Here is an 18,358-nt window from a genome sequence, read left to right on the forward strand (position 1 = left end):
TTGAGTCCCCTGAAGGGCCGTCGAAGACTACGACGTTGATAGGTTGGGTGTGTAAGCGCTGTGAGGCGTTGAGCTAACCAATACTAATTGCCCGTGAGGCTTGACCATATAACACCCAAGCAATTTGCCTGCTCTTGGCTAAAAAGCCGAAAGAAGCATCAGATTGCGGTGTGTGAAGACGAAAGAACCGAAAGTTCGACGCTTACAAAACACCGAAAGCTGTCACATACCCAATTTGCTGAAGCGAGGCCATCCGGTCACGACTCAGTACCCGAATTTCTTGACGACCATAGAGCGTTGGAACCACCTGATCCCATCCCGAACTCAGCAGTGAAACGATGCATCGCCGATGGTAGTGTGGGGTTTCCCCATGTGAGAGTAGGTCATCGTCAAGATTAAATTCCGAAACCCCTATCTGCGTATGCAGGTAGGGGTTTTGTTTTTGGCGTCCCTGTAGGCGCGAGCTTGCTCGCGAAAAAACCGAGAGCGCTGCGGGGCGTCAGGTTTCCCGCGTCATCGTTAGCGTCCATCGCGAGCAGGCTCGCTCCTACAATGAAGCCAATCGCCTTCAATGCTAAAGTCGTCCCTCGAATTTGTATTATCCAAGGAAGCCTTTATGCCGGACGCGACGTCCCTCAGTGCTGGTTTTATGGTGGTTCACGGCAACCGCCTGGACGAGTTGCGCAGCCTGGTGGTCAGCTGGATGCGACGCTACCCGCTGGCTCCCCTGGAGAACGAAATCGCGTTGGTGCAAAGCAATGGTATTGCCCAATGGCTGAAGCTGGCACTGGCGGAAGATTCTGAAGAAGACGACATGGGAGGCTGCGGCATCGCTGCCGCCATCGACGTGCAGTTGCCTGGCAGCTTCATGTGGCAGCTCTATCGCATGGTCCTTGGCCGTGACGAAATTCCGGTCAAGTCCCTGCTCGATAAAGCCCCACTGACCTGGCGTCTGATGCGCCTGCTGCCGCAGTTGATCAATCAGCCGCACTTCGAGCCGCTGCAGCGTTTCCTGACCCATGACACCGATCTGCGCAAGCGCTATCAATTGGCTGAGCGTCTGGCGGATCTGTTCGACCAATACCAGGTGTACCGAGCCGACTGGCTCGAAGACTGGGCGGAAGGTCGCCATCAAACAAGAAACGCCAGGGGTGAAGCCAAACCCCTGACCCCGGCCAATTGCTGGCAGGCAGAGCTATGGCGCGCACTCTTGCTGGATGTGGGAGAAGAAGGCATGGCGCAAAGCCGTGCCGGTGTCCATCAGCGATTTGTCGAGCGTATCAACCATCTCGAAGCAGCCCCCAAGGGGTTACCCTCGCGAGTGATCGTTTTCGGGATTTCTTCGCTGCCTGCACAAGCCCTGGAAGCACTGGCGGGACTGGCACGATTCAGTCAGGTTTTGCTGTGCGTGCATAACCCGTGTCGTCACCATTGGGCGGACATCGTCGCCGATAAAGACCTGTTGCGGCATCAATACAAGCGTCAGGCCCGCAAAAGCGGCATGCCGGTAGTGATCGATCCGCAAACCCTGCATCAGCATGCGCACCCGTTGCTGGCCGCATGGGGCAAGCAGGGGCGGGACTATATCAACCTGCTCGACAGTTATGACGATCCCAACAGCTATCGTTCGGCATTCCGCGACGGGCGCATCGACCTGTTCAGTGACGGTCAGCCGCTGAATGTGCTCAACCAGTTGCAGGATGACATCCTCGAGTTGCGCCCCCTCAACGAGACTCGGGAGCGTTGGCCGGCTATCGATCTGCAGCAGGACGAATCGATCCGTTTTCACATCGCCCATAGCGCCCAGCGAGAAGTCGAGATCCTCCACGATCAACTGCTCGCGCGCTTCAGCGCCGACCCGACATTGCGGCCCCGAGACGTCATCGTGATGGTCCCGGACATCGACAGCTACGCACCGCATATTCGTGCCGTGTTTGGACAGCTTGACCGCCAGGATCCTCGCTTCATTCCGTTTACCCTGGCTGACCAGGGCCAGCGTGGTCGCGATCCATTGCTGATTGCTGTCGAACACCTGCTCAAGCTGCCTGACAGCCGATTCCCTGTCAGTGAGATTCTCGATCTGCTGGACGTCCCGGCACTGCGTGCTCGCTTTGGTGTCGAGGAGCGTGACCTGCCGACGCTGCACCGCTGGATCGAAGGTGCCGGTATTCGCTGGGGCATGAATGCCGAGCAACGTGCCGGGCTCGGGCTACCCAACGAACTGGAGCAAAACAGCTGGCGCTTCGGATTGCGACGAATGTTGCTCGGTTATGCCGTTGGCAGCGCCGATGCTTATGAGGGTATCGAGCCCTACGACGAGATCGGTGGTCTGGACGCTGCGCTCATCGGTCCGCTGGTTGCGTTGCTGGACGCGCTGGAAGTGGCTCACCACGAACTCTCTCAGCCGGCATCGCCAGGGCAATGGGGCTTGCGCTTGCAGGCGTTGGTGCAGTTGTTCTTCCTTGCCGGTAACGAACACGATGACTACTTGCTGGCCCAGCTCGAAGAGCTGCGTGAGGCCTGGCTCGAGACCTGCGAATCCGTCGGGTTGCAGGATGAGTTGCCGCTGACCGTCGTCCGTGAAGCCTGGCTTGCAGGTCTGGATCAGGGCCGTTTGTCCCAACGTTTTCTGGCCGGTGCGGTCAACTTCTGCACCTTGATGCCCATGCGCGCTATCCCGTTCAAACTGGTGTGCCTGCTGGGCATGAATGACGGCGATTATCCGCGGGCGCAACCGCCGCTGGATTTCGATCTGATGGGCAGTGATTACCGTCCGGGTGACCGCTCCCGGCGCGAAGATGACCGCTACCTGCTACTGGAAGCCTTGTTGTCGGCACGGGACCAGCTCTACATCAGTTGGGTGGGTCGCAGCATCCGCGATAACAGCGAGCGGCCTGCCTCGGTGCTGATCGGCCAGTTGCGTGACCACTTGGCCAGCGGTTGGCGAATGCTGCAAAGCGACGAGGATCTGCTGGAAGCCATGACCCGGGAACACCCATTGCAACCCTTCAGTGCTCGCTACTTTCACGACGGGGATGAGTCGTTCAGCTACGCCACCGAATGGCAGGTCCTTCATCAAGCGGCAGAGCAGCAGCCAAGCGCCGAAGTGCTCGGGCCCCACGTTCAGGACGAACCACTGAGTCTCGGTCAACTGCAGGATTTCCTGCGCAATCCGGTACGGCACTTTTTCAGCCAGCGACTGAAGGTCTTCTTCGAGGCGGCAGAAGTGCCGTTGGCCGATGAAGAACCCTTTGTCCTGGATGCGTTGCAGCGTTACAGCCTCAGCGACCGTTTGCTCGAAGCGGCGCTGGCAGATCCTGGAAATACCGGGCAGGCACTGGAGGATCAGGCGAAGCGTTTGCAGAACAGCGGGCTGCTGCCGATGGCCGGATTCGGTGAGTGCCTGCAACGTGAGTTGATCGAGCCATTGCCTGACTTGCTGCAACGCCACCAACAGCTCCTGGCGTTGTGGCCAACACCGCTGAGCAGCGCGTTGCCCGTCAGTCTTGAGCTGCAAGGCCTGCACATCGAGGGCTGGCTCGGCGGCCTGCATCAGCGTGCTGATGGTGGTTTGTTGTCTGTCACAACGATCCCCAACAGCATCGGCTCGATCAAGTCGCGCAAATGGCATCGACTGACACGCCCTTGGGTCAATCATCTGATGGCTTGTGCCAGTGGCATGGCGTTGACCACCGCATTGGTGGCCAGTGACGACAGCCTGTTGCTCGGTCCGCTGGACCAGTCCACGGCACAGAAAATTCTCGGTGACCTGTTGATGGCCTGGCAGTCGGGGATGCGCCAGCCTCTGCCGATCGCTGTCAAGACCGCTTTCGCGTGGCTGGGGCAAACCGACCCGGTCAAAGCCGAAGCCGCTGCGCGCAAGGCCTATGAAGGTGATGGGCAGACGACGGACGGGGAGCGGCGTGAAAGCCCGGCACTGGCGCGCCAATTCGCCGATTACGATGCCTTGGTCGCCGATGAGACGTTCCCCCAGTGGTGTGACGCGCTCTATCGTCCGCTTCTTGAAGCGCCCTGGTGTTCCCTGTCCAGCGAGGAGTCGCGTTGATGAGCACGAAGACACCTTTGGCCCTGGCATTCCCGCTCCGTGGCAGCCAGTTGATCGAAGCCAGTGCCGGGACTGGCAAGACGTTCACCATTTCCGCGTTGTACCTGCGTCTGGTGCTTGGCAACGGCGGGGAGGACAGTGGTTTCGGGCGTGAGCTGTTGCCGCCGCAGATCCTCGTCGTGACGTTCACCGACGCCGCTACCAAAGAGCTGCGCGAACGCATTCGCACGCGGCTCGCCGAGGCTGCACGCTTTTTTCGCGATGAAACACCAGCCCCCGACAGCCTGATTGCCGAGTTGCGTGATCAGTACTTGCCCGAGCAATGGCCCGGATGCGCAAACCGCCTGGATATCGCCGCCCAGTGGATGGACGAGGCGGCGGTGTCGACCATCCACAGTTGGTGCCAGCGCATGTTGCGCGAGCACGCATTCGACAGCGGCAGCCTGTTTACCCAGACCCTGGAAACCGACCACAGCGACTTGCTGGGGGAAGTCCTGCGCGATTACTGGCGGCTGTTCTGCTACCCCATGCAAGGTGACGCCTTGAATTGGGTGCGCAGCAATTGGGGCGGACCGGCGGCGCTGCTGCCGCGGATTCGTGCACTGTTCGCCAGCGAGCGGGATACCCTTGAAGGGAAAGAACCCGCCGAAGTGATTTCGCAATGCTTGCAAGAGCGAAGGGCGGCCCTGATCGAACTCAAGAAGCCCTGGCTGCAGTGGGCGGACGAGTTGCTTGCGATCTGTCACCAGGGCGTTGCCGGCAAGGCTGTCGACGGTCGCAAGATGCAGGCACGCTATTTCGAGCCCTGGTTTGAAAAGATCAAAGCCTGGGCCGAAGACGAATCCCTCGAGCAACTGGATATCGGCACCGGTTTCACGCGCCTGACCCCGGATGGCATGGCCGAAGCCTGGAAGGGCGAAGCGCCTCGACATCCGGGGCTCGATGCGATGGCCGGGCTCAAGGCCAGTCTCGATGGGCTGCCAACACCCGATGCCGCCGTACTGCAACATGCGGCTCGCTGGGTCGGGGCGCGATTCGAGGAGGAGAAGCGCCGCCGCGCGGAAATGGGTTTCGACGACATGTTGCTGCGTCTTGATGCGGCCTTGCAGTCCGATGGCGGCGAGCGACTGGCAACCCTGATTCGCGAGCAGTTTCCGGTGGCACTGATCGATGAATTCCAGGACACCGACCCGGTGCAATACCGGATCTTCGAGAGCATCTACCGCATTGAAGATAACAGCCCCGAGTGCGGTCTGTTCCTGATCGGCGACCCGAAACAGGCGATCTACGCTTTTCGCGGCGCCGACATCCATACCTACCTGCGCGCCCGCCAGGCCACCACTGGCCGCCTGCACACCCTGGGCACCAACTTCCGCTCAAGCCATGGCATGGTCAACGCGGTGAACCATGTGTTCGCGCGCGCCGAAGCCCGTGAGTCAGGACGCGGCGCGTTCCTGTTTCGGGAGAAGAATGGCGACAACCCGGTTCCGTTCACGCCGGTTGCCTCCCAGGGCCGCAAAGAAGTCTTGCGCATCAATGACCAGGCAATCCCTGCCTTGAACATCTGGCACTTGTCGGCCGAACAACCGTTGTCCGGTGCGGTGTACCGGCAACATCTGGCGGCTGCCTGCGCCAGTGAAATCACGGCATTGCTCAATGGCGGGCAGCAGGGGCAAGCGGGATTCACCCAGGACGGCAAAGCCTTCAGGGGCCTGCTACCGGCGGACATCGCCATCCTGGTGCGCGATGGCAAGGAGGCGCAGGCGGTACGTGCGCAATTGGCCGCCCGTGGTGTGCGCAGTGTTTACCTGTCGGACAAGGACTCGGTGTTCGCCGCCCAGGAGGCGCATGACGTGCTGACCTGGCTCAAGGCCTGCGCCGAGCCGGATGTCGAGCGACCGCTGCGGGCTGCGTTGGCCAGCATCACGTTGAACCTGTCCTTGACGGAACTGGAGCGTCTGAATCAGGACGAGTTGGCCTGGGAGTCCCGGGTCATGCAGTTCCGTGGCTATCGCGAAGTCTGGCGCAAGCAGGGCGTACTGCCGATGCTGCGACGCTTGCTGCACGACTTCCGTTTGCCCCAGGCTTTGATCGCCCGCAGTGACGGCGAACGCGTTTTGACCAACCTTCTGCACCTTTTCGAACTGCTGCAACAAGCCGCCGCTGAACTCGATGGCGAGCAAGCCTTGATCCGGCATTTGTCCGAGCATCTGGCGCTGTCCGGGCAGGCTGGCGAAGAGCAGATCCTGCGTCTGGAAAGTGATGAGCAATTGGTCAAGGTCGTGACCATCCACAAGTCCAAAGGCCTTGAATACCCCTTGGTGTTCCTGCCGTTCATTTGCTCGGCGAAACCAGTGGATGGCAGTCGCCTGCCGCTGCACTACCACGATGAATCCGGCAACGCCCAAGTCACCTTAAAGCCGACGGCAGAATTGATTGCCCTGGCTGACGATGAGCGTCTGGCCGAGGATCTGCGCTTGCTCTATGTCGCCATGACCCGGGCGCAGCACGCCTGCTGGCTGGGGGTGGCCGACCTCAAGCGCGGCAACAACAATGGCTCGGTGCTGCATCTGTCGGCATTGGGTTATCTGTTGGGCGGCGGTGCGCCATTGGCCGAGTCCCCGGCGTTGCAGCGTTGGCTGCAGGATCTGCAACAGGACTGCCCGGCGCTGGCGTATGCCGAGATGCCTGAAGCAACAGCAGAGCATTATCAGCCTCCACAAAACGATGCGGCGCTGCTGGTTCCGCGGGTTCCGAAACGCAAGGCCAGTGAAAACTGGTGGATCGCTTCCTACAGCGCGCTGCGCATTGGCGACACCCTGAGTGTCGGCACGGACGAGGCGCCGGAGAGCCCGCAGGCGCAAAAACTGTTCGATGACGAACGCCTCGATCCGCAGGCCCCCAGGGAGGTGGTTGCCGGTGGTGGCGATATCCATCGCTTCCCGCGCGGCCCGAATCCCGGCACCTTCCTCCATGGCTTGCTCGAATGGGCGGGGGGCGAGGGTTTTGATGCGGCACCACACGAGGTGATCGACGCCATTGCCCGTCGCTGCAACCGTCGAGGCTGGGAGGGCTGGATCAGCACCTTGAGTGACTGGCTACAGCATCTGCTCAAGTCGCCGTTGCAACTGGGCGCCGGCCAAGCGCCAGTGGTATTCGGCCAGTTGACGCAGTATCAGGTCGAGATGGAGTTCTGGTTCGCCAGCCATAAGGTCGATGTGCTCAAGCTCGATGCGCTGGTGTGCCAATACACCCATAGCGGCGTGGCCCGGGTGGCTGCGGAACCGGTGTTGCTCAACGGTATGTTCAAGGGCTTCATCGACCTGACGTTCGAACATGACGGCCGTTATTACGTTGCCGACTACAAATCCAACTGGCTCGGCGTCGATGATGCGGCCTATACCGCGCAGGCCATGGAACAATCGATTCTCGACAACCGTTATGACCTGCAATACGTGTTGTACCTGTTGGCCCTGCACCGCCAGCTCAAGGCGCGGCTCGCCGATTACGACTACGACCGGCATGTCGGCGGTGCGTTGTACCTGTTTTTGCGCGGTACGCGTGCGGCCAGCCAGGGTGTGTTTTTCGCCCGTCCGCCAAGAGAGCTGATCGAGCGTCTGGACAGGTTGTTCCAGGGCAAGCCAGAGCCCAAGGCCGAACCCGCTTGGGAACAGGGAGTACTGTTATGAGTCGCACATTCGCCGATTTGTTGCCCACATCGCTGGCAGCCGAAAGCCTGGTCGATCTGGCGCCGCTGAGTCGTGCCGACGACTTGCTGTTGTTGCTCACGCGTTGGGTCGAGCGTGGCTGGTTGCGCGCGCTGGACAAAGCCTTTGTGGCGTTTCTACATGAACTGGCGCCGGAGGATGACCCGTTGGTGTTGCTGGCAGCCGCGCTGACCAGCCACCAGTTGGGTCACGGGCATGTCTGCCTCGACCTGTTCGAGACACTGAAAGAACCGGACTTCGCCCTGTCGCTGCCACCCGAAGGTGACGTGCAAGGCGGCGCGATGTTGTTGCCCTCGCAATTGCTGGGATCGCTGGACGGTGCTCATTGGTGCAAGGTGCTGGCCGCCAGCAATCTGGTCGCACTGGCTGCTGACAGTCGTGACAACGTGCGTGACCGGCCTTTGGTGTTATCGGGCAAACGCTTGTACCTGCGCCGCTATTGGGCCTACGAGCGGCGAATCGACCTTTCGTTGCGCGAGCGTCTGACGGAACACGAATCCACGCCGAATGACTTGCTCCAGCGTCTCACCGGGTTGTTTGGTCCTGCCCGACCTGGTGACGTGATCGACTGGCAGAAGCTGGCCTGCGCCCTGGCGACCCGCAGCGCCTTCAGCATCGTCACTGGGGGCCCGGGAACCGGCAAGACCACCACCGTCGTGCGCTTGCTGGCGTTGCTCCAGGCGCCAGCGGTCGAGGTCGGCATGCCCCTGCGCATTCGTCTCGCCGCACCGACCGGCAAGGCCGCGGCGCGTCTGACTGAATCCATCAGCCAGCAAGTACGGACCTTGAAGGTTACGGAGGACGTTCGGGAAAAGATTCCGTCCGACGTCACCACCGTTCACCGCCTGCTCGGCAGCCGGCCCGGGACTCGTCATTTCCGGCACCACGCGGGTAATCGCCTGCCGCTGGATGTGTTGGTGGTGGACGAGGCCTCGATGATCGACCTGGAAATGATGGCCAACCTGCTCGACGCCTTGCCCGCCCATGCGCGCCTGGTGCTGTTGGGGGACAAGGATCAACTGGCTTCGGTAGAAGCCGGTGCGGTACTGGGGGATCTGTGTCGCGACGCCGAGGCTGGCTGGTACAGCCCGCAGACGCGCCAGTGGCTGGAAGCCGTCAGCGGCGAGAGTTTGCAGGCCAGTGGATTGCAGGAGGACACGCAGGGCGCTCATCCATTGGCCCAACAGGTTGTGATGTTGCGCCATTCCCGGCGATTCGGTGAGGGCAGTGGTATTGGCCAACTGGCTCGTTGGGTCAACCAGCAGCAACCCGAAGAAGCACGCAGGTTGTTGTCTGCGCGAAGCCATGACGATGTGTACTCCTTGTCTCTCAAGGGAGAGCAGGACCGCGCTCTGGAGCGCCTGCTTCTCGACGGTCATGGTGAGGAACCGCAGGGTTATCGGCACTACCTGAGCCTGCTGCGCAATCAGCGCCCGGCGCTCGATTGTCCGTTGGAAGACTCACGCTGGACCGACTGGGCCCGGGAGGTGTTGCAAGCCTTCGACGCGTTCCAGTTGTTATGTGCCGTGCGCAAGGGGCCGTGGGGTGTGGAGGGCTTGAACCAGCGAGTGACGGACGCCTTGCTAAGGGCACGCCTGATCGACAGTGACCAGCAGTGGTACGAAGGCCGTCCGGTTCTGATGACCCGCAATGACTACGGCCTGGGTTTGATGAACGGCGATATCGGCATCGCCCTCAAGCTTCCGGAGCGTGAGGGCCCCGAGGCCGGCAAGCAGGTTCTGCGTGTCGCCTTTCCGCGCAATGACGGCCAGGGTGGCGTGCGCTTTGTCCTGCCGAGCCGGCTCAATGATGTCGAAACCGTGTACGCCATGACTGTGCATAAATCCCAGGGCTCGGAATTTGCCCACACCGCGTTGATTTTGCCAGACGCCTTGAACCCCGTGCTGACCAAGGAACTGATCTACACCGGGATCACCCGGGCCAAGAACTGGTTCACCTTGATCGAGCCCCGCACAGGGGTGTTCGAAGAGGCGGTGAGGCGCAAGGTCAAGCGCTTGAGCGGGTTGATGCTGGGGCTCGGCGCCGACTAGTCGGCGAACAGCATCTCCCGGCTTTCACCCATCAGCAGTCCCTGATTGCGCTCGGTCACCTCGCGGATGTAATCCCACAACAGGGTGATCCGCTTGAGCTTCCTCAAATCCTCCCGGCAGTACATCCAGAACTTCAAGGAACTCAGGTCAACCCAATGAATACAGGGGCTATTCCATCCACAAGTTCGCGCCCGAAGGACTAAACCAGAGAGCTTCCAGACACCGTATCAGGTGTCGAGCTAACTATTCGAAAGAGTGGCATAGTGCTACTATTTGCGATCTCTTTGGAACTTTTACAATTAAAAGGATTTGTCGAATGACGTACCTTCGCTTGCTTTTAGCTTCAGCCCTGATTGCTCTTTGCACTGGTTGTGCCTCGCCTGCTCAGATTTCCGGCATGTCAGTAACGGCTGATCAGGCCAAGGCAAACACTTATGACTCCCAGCTGCGAAACAATGTACGGCTTTCTGAGGTGAATGGTGGAGATAAAACCAACCCTCTGTGGACTTCCGAAATCGACGCCCCTGACTTCGGCGCTGCACTCAAGCAATCGCTCGTCAATGCTAATTTGCTTGGCGACGAGTCAGCCCCCTATGCTCTGCGTGCCAACCTGCTGCGCGTCGACCAGCCTGTATTTGGACTGAATTTTGAAGTGACCAGTGAAGTTGAATACACCTTGACAGAGTCAAGCACTGACAAGGTCATTTTGCGTGAAATCATCCGGACTCCTTTCACCGCTGGCATGGGCGATTCGGTTATAGGAATCAAGCGACTACGCTTGGCCAATGAGGGATCCGCTCGGGTAAACATCATTGCTATGCTCAAGCGCCTCAGTGATCTGAAAATCGACGCCAAACAAGTTTCGTTAAAGAACTGAGGATCATTCAAAAGTCCCCCCTCTCAAACCTGAACCCCAAGCTACTAAGGACTCTTGCGCCCTGGTAGCCAGGGTTCAGGGCCTTGTCTCGTTCGTGCCGCTCTTTGGAGGCTGGTCCGGTCTTTGGACCTCGTCACGATGCCGCTACCTGACTCCTTGAATACTCCTAATCGGCGAACAGCATCTCCCGGCTTTCACCCATCAGCAGTCCCTGATTGCGCTCGGTTACCTCACGGATGTAATCCCACAACAGGGTGATCCGCTTGAGCTTCCTCAAATCCTCCCGGCAGTACATCCAGAACTGTCGGGTGATATTGATTTCCTGCGGCAACACCGGCAGCAGGCGAGGGTCCTGAGTGGCGAGAAAGCACGGCAGGATCGCCAGTGAGCGTCCCTGCTGCGCGGCCACAAATTGCGCGATCACGCTGGTGCTGCGCAGGTTGGCGCTGGCGCCGGGCAATACGTTGGCCAGGTACAGCAGCTCCGAGCTGAACGCCAGGTCGTCGACGTAACTGATAAACGAATGTTTGGCCAAGTCTGCCGGTCGGCGGATCGGCGGGTGGTTGTCCAGATAGTCCTGGGTTGCGTACAGCTGCAATCGGTAGTCGCACAGTTTGCAGCAGACGTACGGTCCATGCTCCGGGCGCTCCAGGGCGATGACGATGTCGGCCTCGCGCTTGGACAAGCTGATGAAATGCGGCAGCGGCAGGATATCCACCGAGATGGCCGGGTAGGTGTCGACGAAGTGGCTCAGCTGCGGCGTGATGAAAAAGCTGCCGAAGCCTTCGGTGCAGCCCATGCGCACATGACCGGACAGCGCCACGCCGGACCCGGAAACCTGCTCGCACGCCATGTGTAAGGTGCTCTCGATCGACTCTGCATACCCCATCAACCGCTGGCCTTCGGCGGTCAGGACAAAGCCGCTGGTCCGGGATTTTTCGAACAGTAATGTGCCCAGCGCCGTTTCCAGGGAACTGATGCGCCGCGACACCGTGGTGTAGTCCACCGCCAGGCGCTTGGCCGCGGTGCTGGCTTTGCGGGTGCGGGAGACTTCCAGGAAAAACTTTAGGTCGTCCCAGTTCAACGAGCCGAGGGAGGTGATGTTTTTTTGCATGTTGGACCGGTTTTTATGTGCGTTCTTATCAGAAGTTTGCACATCTATACTCCAAAAACAGCCCGTTAACCAATTCGCGGCGCATGCCTCTTCTCAAGGCGACTATTTCGCCTTGGCTCCCAAGATAACAACAAAGATCTGGAGACCCACATGAACGTATCGCTCACGCCCAATGACACCACCGTGCAGAAGGTCAAACTGTTGATCGACGGCCAGTGGGTCGAATCCAAGACCACCGAATGGCACGACATCATCAACCCGGCGACCCAGCAGGTGCTGGCCAAGGTGCCGTTTGCCACCGCTGAAGAAGTCGACGCGGCCATCAGCGCCGCTCATCGTGCATTCCAGACCTGGAAACTGACACCCATCGGCGCGCGCATGCGCATCATGCTCAAGCTCCAGGCGCTGATCCGCGAACACTCCAAGCGCATCGCCGCCGTCCTCAGCGCCGAGCAGGGCAAGACCATTGCCGACGCCGAAGGCGATATTTTCCGTGGACTGGAAGTGGTCGAGCACGCCTGTTCCATCGGCAGCCTGCAAATGGGTGAGTTCGCTGAAAACGTCGCCGGTGGCGTCGACACCTACACCCTGCGCCAGCCGATCGGTGTGTGCGCCGGCATTACCCCGTTCAACTTCCCGGCGATGATTCCGCTGTGGATGTTCCCGATGGCCATCGCCTGCGGCAATACCTTCGTGCTCAAGCCGTCCGAACAGGACCCGATGTCGACCATGCTCCTGGTGGAGCTGGCGATCGAGGCGGGTATTCCGGCCGGTGTGCTCAACGTCGTGCATGGCGGCAAGGATGTGGTCGACGGGCTCTGCACCCATAAAGATATCAAGGCGGTTTCCTTCGTCGGTTCAACCGCCGTCGGTACGCATGTCTACGACCTGGCCGGTAAACACGGCAAGCGTGTGCAATCGATGATGGGCGCCAAGAACCACGCCGTGGTGTTGCCGGATGCCAATCGCGAACAAGCGCTGAATGCGCTGGTGGGTGCCGGTTTCGGTGCCGCCGGTCAACGCTGCATGGCCACTTCGGTGGTGGTGCTGGTGGGCGCGGCCAAGCAATGGCTGCCGGATCTCAAGGCGCTGGCGCAAAAACTCAAGGTCAATGCCGGCAGCGAGCCGGGCACTGATGTTGGCCCTGTCATTTCGAAAAAGGCCAAGGCGCGGATTCTCGACCTGATCGAGAGCGGCATCAAGGAGGGCGCGAAACTGGAGCTGGACGGTCGCGAGATCTCGGTTCCAGGTTACGAGAAGGGCAACTTTGTCGGCCCGACCCTGTTCTCCGGCGTGACCACCGACATGCAGATCTACACCCAGGAAATCTTCGGCCCGGTGCTGGTTGTGCTGGAGGTTAATACGCTCGACGAGGCCATCGCCCTGGTCAACGCCAACCCGTTCGGTAACGGCACGGGCCTGTTCACCCAGAGCGGCGCGGCGGCGCGTAAATTCCAGAACGAAATCGACGTCGGCCAGGTCGGTATCAACATCCCGATTCCGGTGCCGGTCCCGTTCTTCAGCTTCACCGGTTCGCGTGGTTCCAAGCTCGGCGACCTCGGCCCGTACGGCAAGCAAGTGGTGCAGTTCTACACTCAGACCAAGACCGTCACCAGTCGCTGGTTCGATGACGACAGCGTCAACGACGGTGTGAACACCACGATCAACCTGCGATAAGGAGCCGGACATGAAAATCGCTTTTATCGGTCTGGGCAACATGGGCGCGCCGATGGCGCGCAACCTGATCAAGGCCGGCCATGCACTGCGCCTGGTGGACCTGAACAAAGCTGTGCTGGCGGAACTGGAACAACTGGGCGGCAGTATCAGTGCATCGGCCCGTGAAGCGGCAGAGGGCGCCGAACTGGTCATCACCATGCTGCCTGCCGCGGTGCATGTGCGCAGTGTGTGGCTGGGTGAAGACGGCGTGCTCGCCGGTATCGGCAAAGGTGTGCCGGCCGTGGATTGCAGCACCATCGATCCGCAGACCGCGCGGGACGTGGCCACCGCCGCTGCCAAACAGGGCGTGGCCATGGCCGATGCACCGGTCTCTGGCGGCACCGGTGGCGCAGCCGCCGGGACGCTGACCTTTATGGTCGGCGCCACCCCCGAACTGTTCGCCACCCTGCAACCGGTACTGGCGCAAATGGGCCGCAACATCGTCCATTGTGGTGAGGTCGGTACCGGGCAAATCGCTAAAATCTGCAACAACCTGCTGCTGGGGATTTCCATGGTCGGCGTCAGCGAAGCCATGGCACTGGGCGATGCCCTGGGCATCGACACCAAGGTGCTGGCGGGCATCATCAACAGTTCCACCGGGCGTTGCTGGAGTTCAGAGATGTACAACCCGTGGCCGGGCATCGTTGAAACAGCGCCGGCGTCGCGCGGTTACACCGGTGGTTTCGGTGCCGAACTGATGCTCAAGGATCTGGGGCTGGCCACTGAAGCGGCGCGTCAGGCGCACCAGCCGGTGGTACTCGGCGCGGTGGCCCAGCAGTTGTATCAGGCGATGAGTTTGCGTGGGGAGGGTGGTCAGGACTTCTCGGCGATCATCAATGGCTATCGCAAACCGCAATAGAAGGGCGGTGAAAAAACTGTGGGAGCGAGCTTGCTCGCGATGAGGTCGTTACAGTCGACATTGATGCTGATTGACCCACCGCAATCGCGAGCAAGCTCGCTCCCACAGGGACTGCATGTACCCAAAGATATTTACCGGGAGATCACGTCGGGTGATCCCCCGGTTTTTTTGTATCAGGCAAACACGAAATATTTGCGCACGGTTTCCACCACTTCCCAGGTGCCTTTCATTCCCGGTTCGATGACGAAAATGTCGCCGGCGCGCAGGTGGATCGGCGCCATGCCTTCCGGGGTGATGACGCAGTAGCCTTCCTGGAAATGGCAGTACTCCCACTTCACATATTCGACGTACCACTTGCCCGGCGTGCAGATCCAGGTGCCCATGATCTTGCTGCCGTCTTCACTCGTGTAGGCGTTGAGGTTGACGGTGTGCGGGTCGCCTTCGAGTTTTTCCCATTTGCAGGCGTCGAGCACGGGCAGCGGGTGGGTATCGCGAAGTACGGTAATCGGTGCGGTCATGATGACTCCGGGCAGTGGGCTCAAGAACTGAAGTCGCACCCTATAGCGCCTGCCCATCGTTCAGTTGTCTGTGCTCGACACTGAGCTGTCCAGAAACGCACAACTCTCAAGGACGAGTCAGCGGGCAGTCGAGCCTGGATTGTTCGAGGCTGTTCTCGAACTCGACCAATTGTGAGTGCTGTTGCGACAGCGCCGCTATCCGCTCGGCGATTTCCTGTTTTTTGCTGGCGATGATCTGGTGTGCCCGTTCCCATGGCAACTGCGGACCCTGATGTCCGGCGAAGACCGACTGCAATTCCTTGAGCCTGAAACCCAACTGCTGGGCACATTTGATGAACATCAGCAGGTCGACGCTGTGCTGGTCATAGATGCGGTACTTGCCCAGGCGGCGAGCGGCAGGCAGCAGGCCAATCGACTCGTAATGACGGATGCTTTTGACCGTGGTTCCGGAACGTTGCGCGGCTTGGCCGATGTACATGGGAAGGTCCTTTTCTCCGAGGATAAAGCTCGGCGCATTATCGACCGACTCAAGCGCTGGCGATAGCTTCGGCTTGCCGCAACCAGGCTGCATGCCGGTCTGCGCTGGCGCCGAGAATTGGCCCGAAGGTGAGGGTTCGGGTTGGCTTGATACCACAGAATTCCAGCGTGGTTTTACGGACCTGATGCAAACCGGGCATGCGGTAGATCCATCGGTAGTACCAGGGCGGTGTGTCCATGGTCACCAGCAGGTGGGCGGTTCGGCCGCGCAGGAGTTTGTCGGGGAAGGCTTTGCCCTGGCGATACTTGAAGGCAAAACCCGGCAAGAACACCCGGTCGAAAAAGCCCTTGAGCAAGGCCGGTACGCCACCCCACCAGATCGGATAAACCAGTGTCAGCTGTTCGGCCCACAGGATATCGGCCTGGGCGTTACGCAAGTCGGCTTCCAGCGGCTGGACCTGTTGATAGCCTTCGCGCAGCACCGGGTCAAAATCCATGCTGCCCAGAAACAATTGACGCACTTCATGCCCGGCGCGCACTGCCGACTGTGTGTAACGCTCGGCAAGGGCGGCGCAGAAGCTGTTGCCGGACGGATGCCCGAGTATCACCAGTATTCGTTTACCCATCATCGCGGTCCTTGAAGATCAAACCTCAAGGATAAAGTCTGCCCCTCAGGGGAGAGTCAAGGCGTGCAGCAGGGCCTTGGCATAGCCGGGTAATGCGGCGAAGTCCCGGGCACAGAGCAGCAGTTTGCGTTGGCCCCAGGGTTCTTGCAGGGCGAAGCTTTTGAAGGGTAGTCCGGCGGACCCGCGTTCGACCGCGGCCAGCGGTACGATTGCCAGTCCCGCCCCTCGGGCGACCATGCGCATCACGCCATCGAAACCGTCGGCGCGGATGCGAATCTGCATGCGCAGGCCGGCGTGCAGTGCCTGCTCTTCCAGGTACACCGCCAGCGCGCTGTTGGCATTCAGGCTGACGTAGTCGTGATGCAACGTGTCGGTGAAGCTTACTGAGGTCGCATGAGACAAGGGATGTTCCCGGGGCATGATCAGCACCAGCGGATCATCGCGAAACGCTCGGGTCTGCAGGTCATCGGTGTCCACCGCGTCGGAAACGATGCCCAGGTCCGCCGCACCCTGGCGCAAGGCGTGGGTGATGCGGGTGCTGGGCAGTTCCTGCAAATCGATGTCGAGGTTGGGATGGCTATGCAGGAAATCCGCGAGCAGCTCTGGCAGGTATTCGGTGATCGCCGTGGTGTTGCACAGCAGTCGCACCTGGCCTTTGACACCCTGGGCGTACTCGGCCAGTTCCTGTTGCAGGCGTTCGGCCTGTTGCAGCAGAACCCGGGCGTGTCGGGCCAGGGCATTGCCGGCCGGCGTCGGGCTGACCCCACGACGATTGCGCTGAAGAAACTCGACGCCCAGCGACGCCTCCATGGCGCGAATTCGCGCGCTGGCCGCTGCCAGGGACAAATGACTGCGTGCTGCGCCGGCGGTGATGTTGCCGGTGTCGAGGATGTTCAGGTACAGGCGCAGGTCGGTCAGGTCGAAGTGCATTGCGGCAACCTCTGGATGTGTGTTGTCAGGGAGGCCGCCATCGCGAGCAAGCTCGCTCCCACAGGAGATTTGTGAACAACAGATAACCACTGTGGGAGCGAGCTTGCTCGCGATGGCGTCAGATACCGCACCCGATTATTCAGCCTCTTGTCTGAAGAGAGGCAGCCTCAGTATATGGCAGATTTTCAATCAACCCCCGCGGGCTCACCATGGCCCCATGAATACACTCTCGGCGTTTTATCAGCATCTCGGCTTGGCCCTTTCGCTGCTGGTTATCGGCACCTTTGTGCTGGCCGGCATGATCAAGGGGGTGATCGGCCTCGGCCTGCCGACCGTTGCCATGGGCCTGCTCGGTCTGGCTATGGCGCCGACGCAGGCTGCGGCGCTGCTGATCATTCCGGCGACCCTGACCAACATTTGGCAACTGGCATTCGGCGGGCATCTGTCGGGGCTGGCCAAGCGGTTATGGCCGATGTTGCTGGCGATTTTCATTGGCACCGGGGCAGGCACGCTGTGGGTCGGCATGAGCGGTGGCCATTGGGTGGTGCGGGGGTTGGGCGCGGCATTGTTGCTGTATGCGCTCAGCGGTTTGTTCCTGCCGACTGTGCGCGTGGGGCGGCGCAGCGAACGCTGGCTCGGTCCACTGTGCGGCGTGCTGACCGGCGTCATCACGTCGGCCACCGGCGTGTTCGTGATTCCGGCGGTGCCCTATCTGCAAGCGTTGGGTTTGAGCAAGGACCAACTGGTGCAGGCGCTGGGCCTGTCGTTCACCGTCTCGACCCTGGCCCTGGCTGGTGGCTTGCTATGGCGCGGCGCGCTCGGCGGGGGCGAGTTGAGCGCGTCGCTGTTGGCGCTGATCCCGGCCATGCTCGGCATGTGGCTGGGGCAATCGCTGCGCCAGCGGATCAGCGCCCTGTGGTTCAAGCGCGTGTTCTTCGTTGGCCTGGGGTTGCTCGGCGGCCATTTGCTGATCAGCGGCTAGCGGACGATGGGCTGATCATGTCGATGGCGCGGATCTCGAAATCCCGTTCCAGGTATTCATCGCGCTGCTCGAGGAACTGCTTCATGTGCGGCAGGTTCGAGTGCACATCGAGGTGGGCCTGGGATTGCCAGATCTCGTAGAAGATGAACAGGGTCGGGTCCTGTTTGTCGCGCAGCATGTGGTATTCGATGCAACCGGGTTCGGCTCGGCTCGCTTGCACGTAGCCGCTGAAAAACGCTTCAAAGGCGTCGGATTTTTCCGGACGGGTCTTGGCGTGCAGGATGAATCCCTGGATTTCACTCATCTACATCTCTCCTCAAGTCAGAACTGGCGCCAGTCTAAGGCAACAATCGCCTGTTGATTCGTGCTTGTAGGTCAAATGAATTTTGCCAAATCGACGCTTACTCCGCGTGA

At 60.4% G+C, this 18,358-nt stretch carries 13 protein-coding genes, 2 rRNA genes and 1 pseudogene; 9 read left to right on the forward strand and 7 right to left on the reverse strand.

Translation table 11 applies throughout. The features are described 5' to 3' along the window. The 5 genes from PSJE_RS13135 to recD form a co-directional block, all read left to right on the forward strand. Window positions 1-108: ribosomal RNA gene (locus PSJE_RS13135) — 23S ribosomal RNA — on the forward strand; the annotation flags it as partial. Window positions 109-279: 171 nt separating this feature from the next. Then, a 5S ribosomal RNA gene (rrf, locus tag PSJE_RS13140) occupies window positions 280-395 on the forward strand. 221 nt (window positions 396-616) lie between these two features. Continuing rightward, window positions 617-4,066 carry an exodeoxyribonuclease V subunit gamma gene (recC, locus tag PSJE_RS13145; protein WP_090452971.1) on the forward strand — a complete coding sequence of 1,150 codons (3,450 nt, stop codon included), beginning with the start codon at window positions 617-619 and terminating at the stop codon, window positions 4,064-4,066. Beyond that, window positions 4,066-7,755 carry an exodeoxyribonuclease V subunit beta gene (recB, locus tag PSJE_RS13150; protein WP_090452972.1) on the forward strand — a complete coding sequence of 1,230 codons (3,690 nt, stop codon included), beginning with the start codon at window positions 4,066-4,068 and terminating at the stop codon, window positions 7,753-7,755. Before recC ends, recB begins: the two co-directional genes overlap by 1 nt. Further along, window positions 7,752-9,845 (forward strand): exodeoxyribonuclease V subunit alpha, encoded by a 2,094-nt coding sequence (gene recD / locus PSJE_RS13155; RefSeq protein ID WP_090452974.1) that lies wholly within the window; start codon window positions 7,752-7,754, stop codon window positions 9,843-9,845. The genes recB and recD overlap by 4 nt, the downstream gene beginning before the upstream one ends. Here the strand turns inward: recD and PSJE_RS30540 are convergent. Next, window positions 9,842-9,979: pseudogene (locus PSJE_RS30540) on the reverse strand (LysR family transcriptional regulator); the annotation flags it as partial. The gene recD and the pseudogene PSJE_RS30540 sit on opposite strands and share 4 nt — an antisense overlap. A gap of 182 nt (window positions 9,980-10,161) precedes the next feature. Here PSJE_RS30540 and PSJE_RS13160 point away from each other — a divergent pair. Then, entirely contained in the window at window positions 10,162-10,722 is a 561-nt protein-coding gene (locus PSJE_RS13160) for a hypothetical protein (protein ID WP_224795447.1), read from the forward strand. Between the two features lie 166 nt (window positions 10,723-10,888). Here the strand turns inward: PSJE_RS13160 and PSJE_RS13165 are convergent, their stop codons facing one another. Further along, window positions 10,889-11,836 carry a LysR family transcriptional regulator gene (locus tag PSJE_RS13165; protein ID WP_057716520.1) on the reverse strand — a complete coding sequence of 316 codons (948 nt, stop codon included), beginning with the start codon at window positions 11,834-11,836 and terminating at the stop codon, window positions 10,889-10,891. Window positions 11,837-11,986: 150 nt separating this feature from the next. Here PSJE_RS13165 and PSJE_RS13170 point away from each other — a divergent pair, with 150 nt between their 5' ends. Together PSJE_RS13170 and mmsB are read left to right on the forward strand one after the other, a co-directional pair. Beyond that, complete coding sequence (locus PSJE_RS13170) at window positions 11,987-13,513, forward strand: CoA-acylating methylmalonate-semialdehyde dehydrogenase (RefSeq protein WP_057716519.1); 1,527 nt, start codon at window positions 11,987-11,989, stop codon at window positions 13,511-13,513. Between the two features lie 10 nt (window positions 13,514-13,523). Then, window positions 13,524-14,411: a 3-hydroxyisobutyrate dehydrogenase gene (gene mmsB / locus PSJE_RS13175; RefSeq protein WP_008047570.1), complete on the forward strand. Its 888-nt coding sequence runs from the start codon at window positions 13,524-13,526 to the stop codon at window positions 14,409-14,411. Between the two features lie 173 nt (window positions 14,412-14,584). Here mmsB and PSJE_RS13180 read toward each other — a convergent pair whose 3' ends face one another. The 4 genes from PSJE_RS13180 to PSJE_RS13195 all read right to left on the reverse strand — a co-directional run bounded on the left by PSJE_RS13180 (window position 14,585) and on the right by PSJE_RS13195 (window position 16,962). Continuing rightward, window positions 14,585-14,929 (reverse strand): cupin domain-containing protein, encoded by a 345-nt coding sequence (locus PSJE_RS13180; RefSeq protein ID WP_007988984.1) that lies wholly within the window; start codon window positions 14,927-14,929, stop codon window positions 14,585-14,587. Between the two features lie 106 nt (window positions 14,930-15,035). Further along, window positions 15,036-15,407 carry a MerR family transcriptional regulator gene (locus tag PSJE_RS13185; RefSeq protein ID WP_057716517.1) on the reverse strand — a complete coding sequence of 124 codons (372 nt, stop codon included), beginning with the start codon at window positions 15,405-15,407 and terminating at the stop codon, window positions 15,036-15,038. 49 nt (window positions 15,408-15,456) lie between these two features. Then, window positions 15,457-16,035: an NAD(P)H-dependent oxidoreductase gene (locus tag PSJE_RS13190; protein ID WP_090452976.1), complete on the reverse strand. Its 579-nt coding sequence runs from the start codon at window positions 16,033-16,035 to the stop codon at window positions 15,457-15,459. 42 nt (window positions 16,036-16,077) lie between these two features. Continuing rightward, window positions 16,078-16,962, reverse strand: a complete 885-nt coding sequence (locus PSJE_RS13195) for a LysR family transcriptional regulator (protein ID WP_090452978.1) — start codon at window positions 16,960-16,962, stop codon at window positions 16,078-16,080. A gap of 217 nt (window positions 16,963-17,179) precedes the next feature. On the opposite strand from PSJE_RS13195, the gene PSJE_RS13200 reads away from it, so the two are divergent. Next, window positions 17,180-17,944: a sulfite exporter TauE/SafE family protein gene (locus tag PSJE_RS13200; RefSeq protein ID WP_090452980.1), complete on the forward strand. Its 765-nt coding sequence runs from the start codon at window positions 17,180-17,182 to the stop codon at window positions 17,942-17,944. Here PSJE_RS13200 and PSJE_RS13205 read toward each other — a convergent pair. Beyond that, window positions 17,934-18,248 (reverse strand): putative quinol monooxygenase, encoded by a 315-nt coding sequence (locus tag PSJE_RS13205; RefSeq protein ID WP_057716513.1) that lies wholly within the window; start codon window positions 18,246-18,248, stop codon window positions 17,934-17,936. The genes PSJE_RS13200 and PSJE_RS13205 overlap by 11 nt on opposite strands. Window positions 18,249-18,358 lie beyond the last annotated feature (110 nt).

Origin of the sequence: Pseudomonas jessenii, from assembly GCF_002236115.1 — a bacterium.
In the GTDB taxonomy this organism is placed as follows: Bacteria; Pseudomonadota; Gammaproteobacteria; order Pseudomonadales; family Pseudomonadaceae; genus Aquipseudomonas; species Aquipseudomonas jessenii.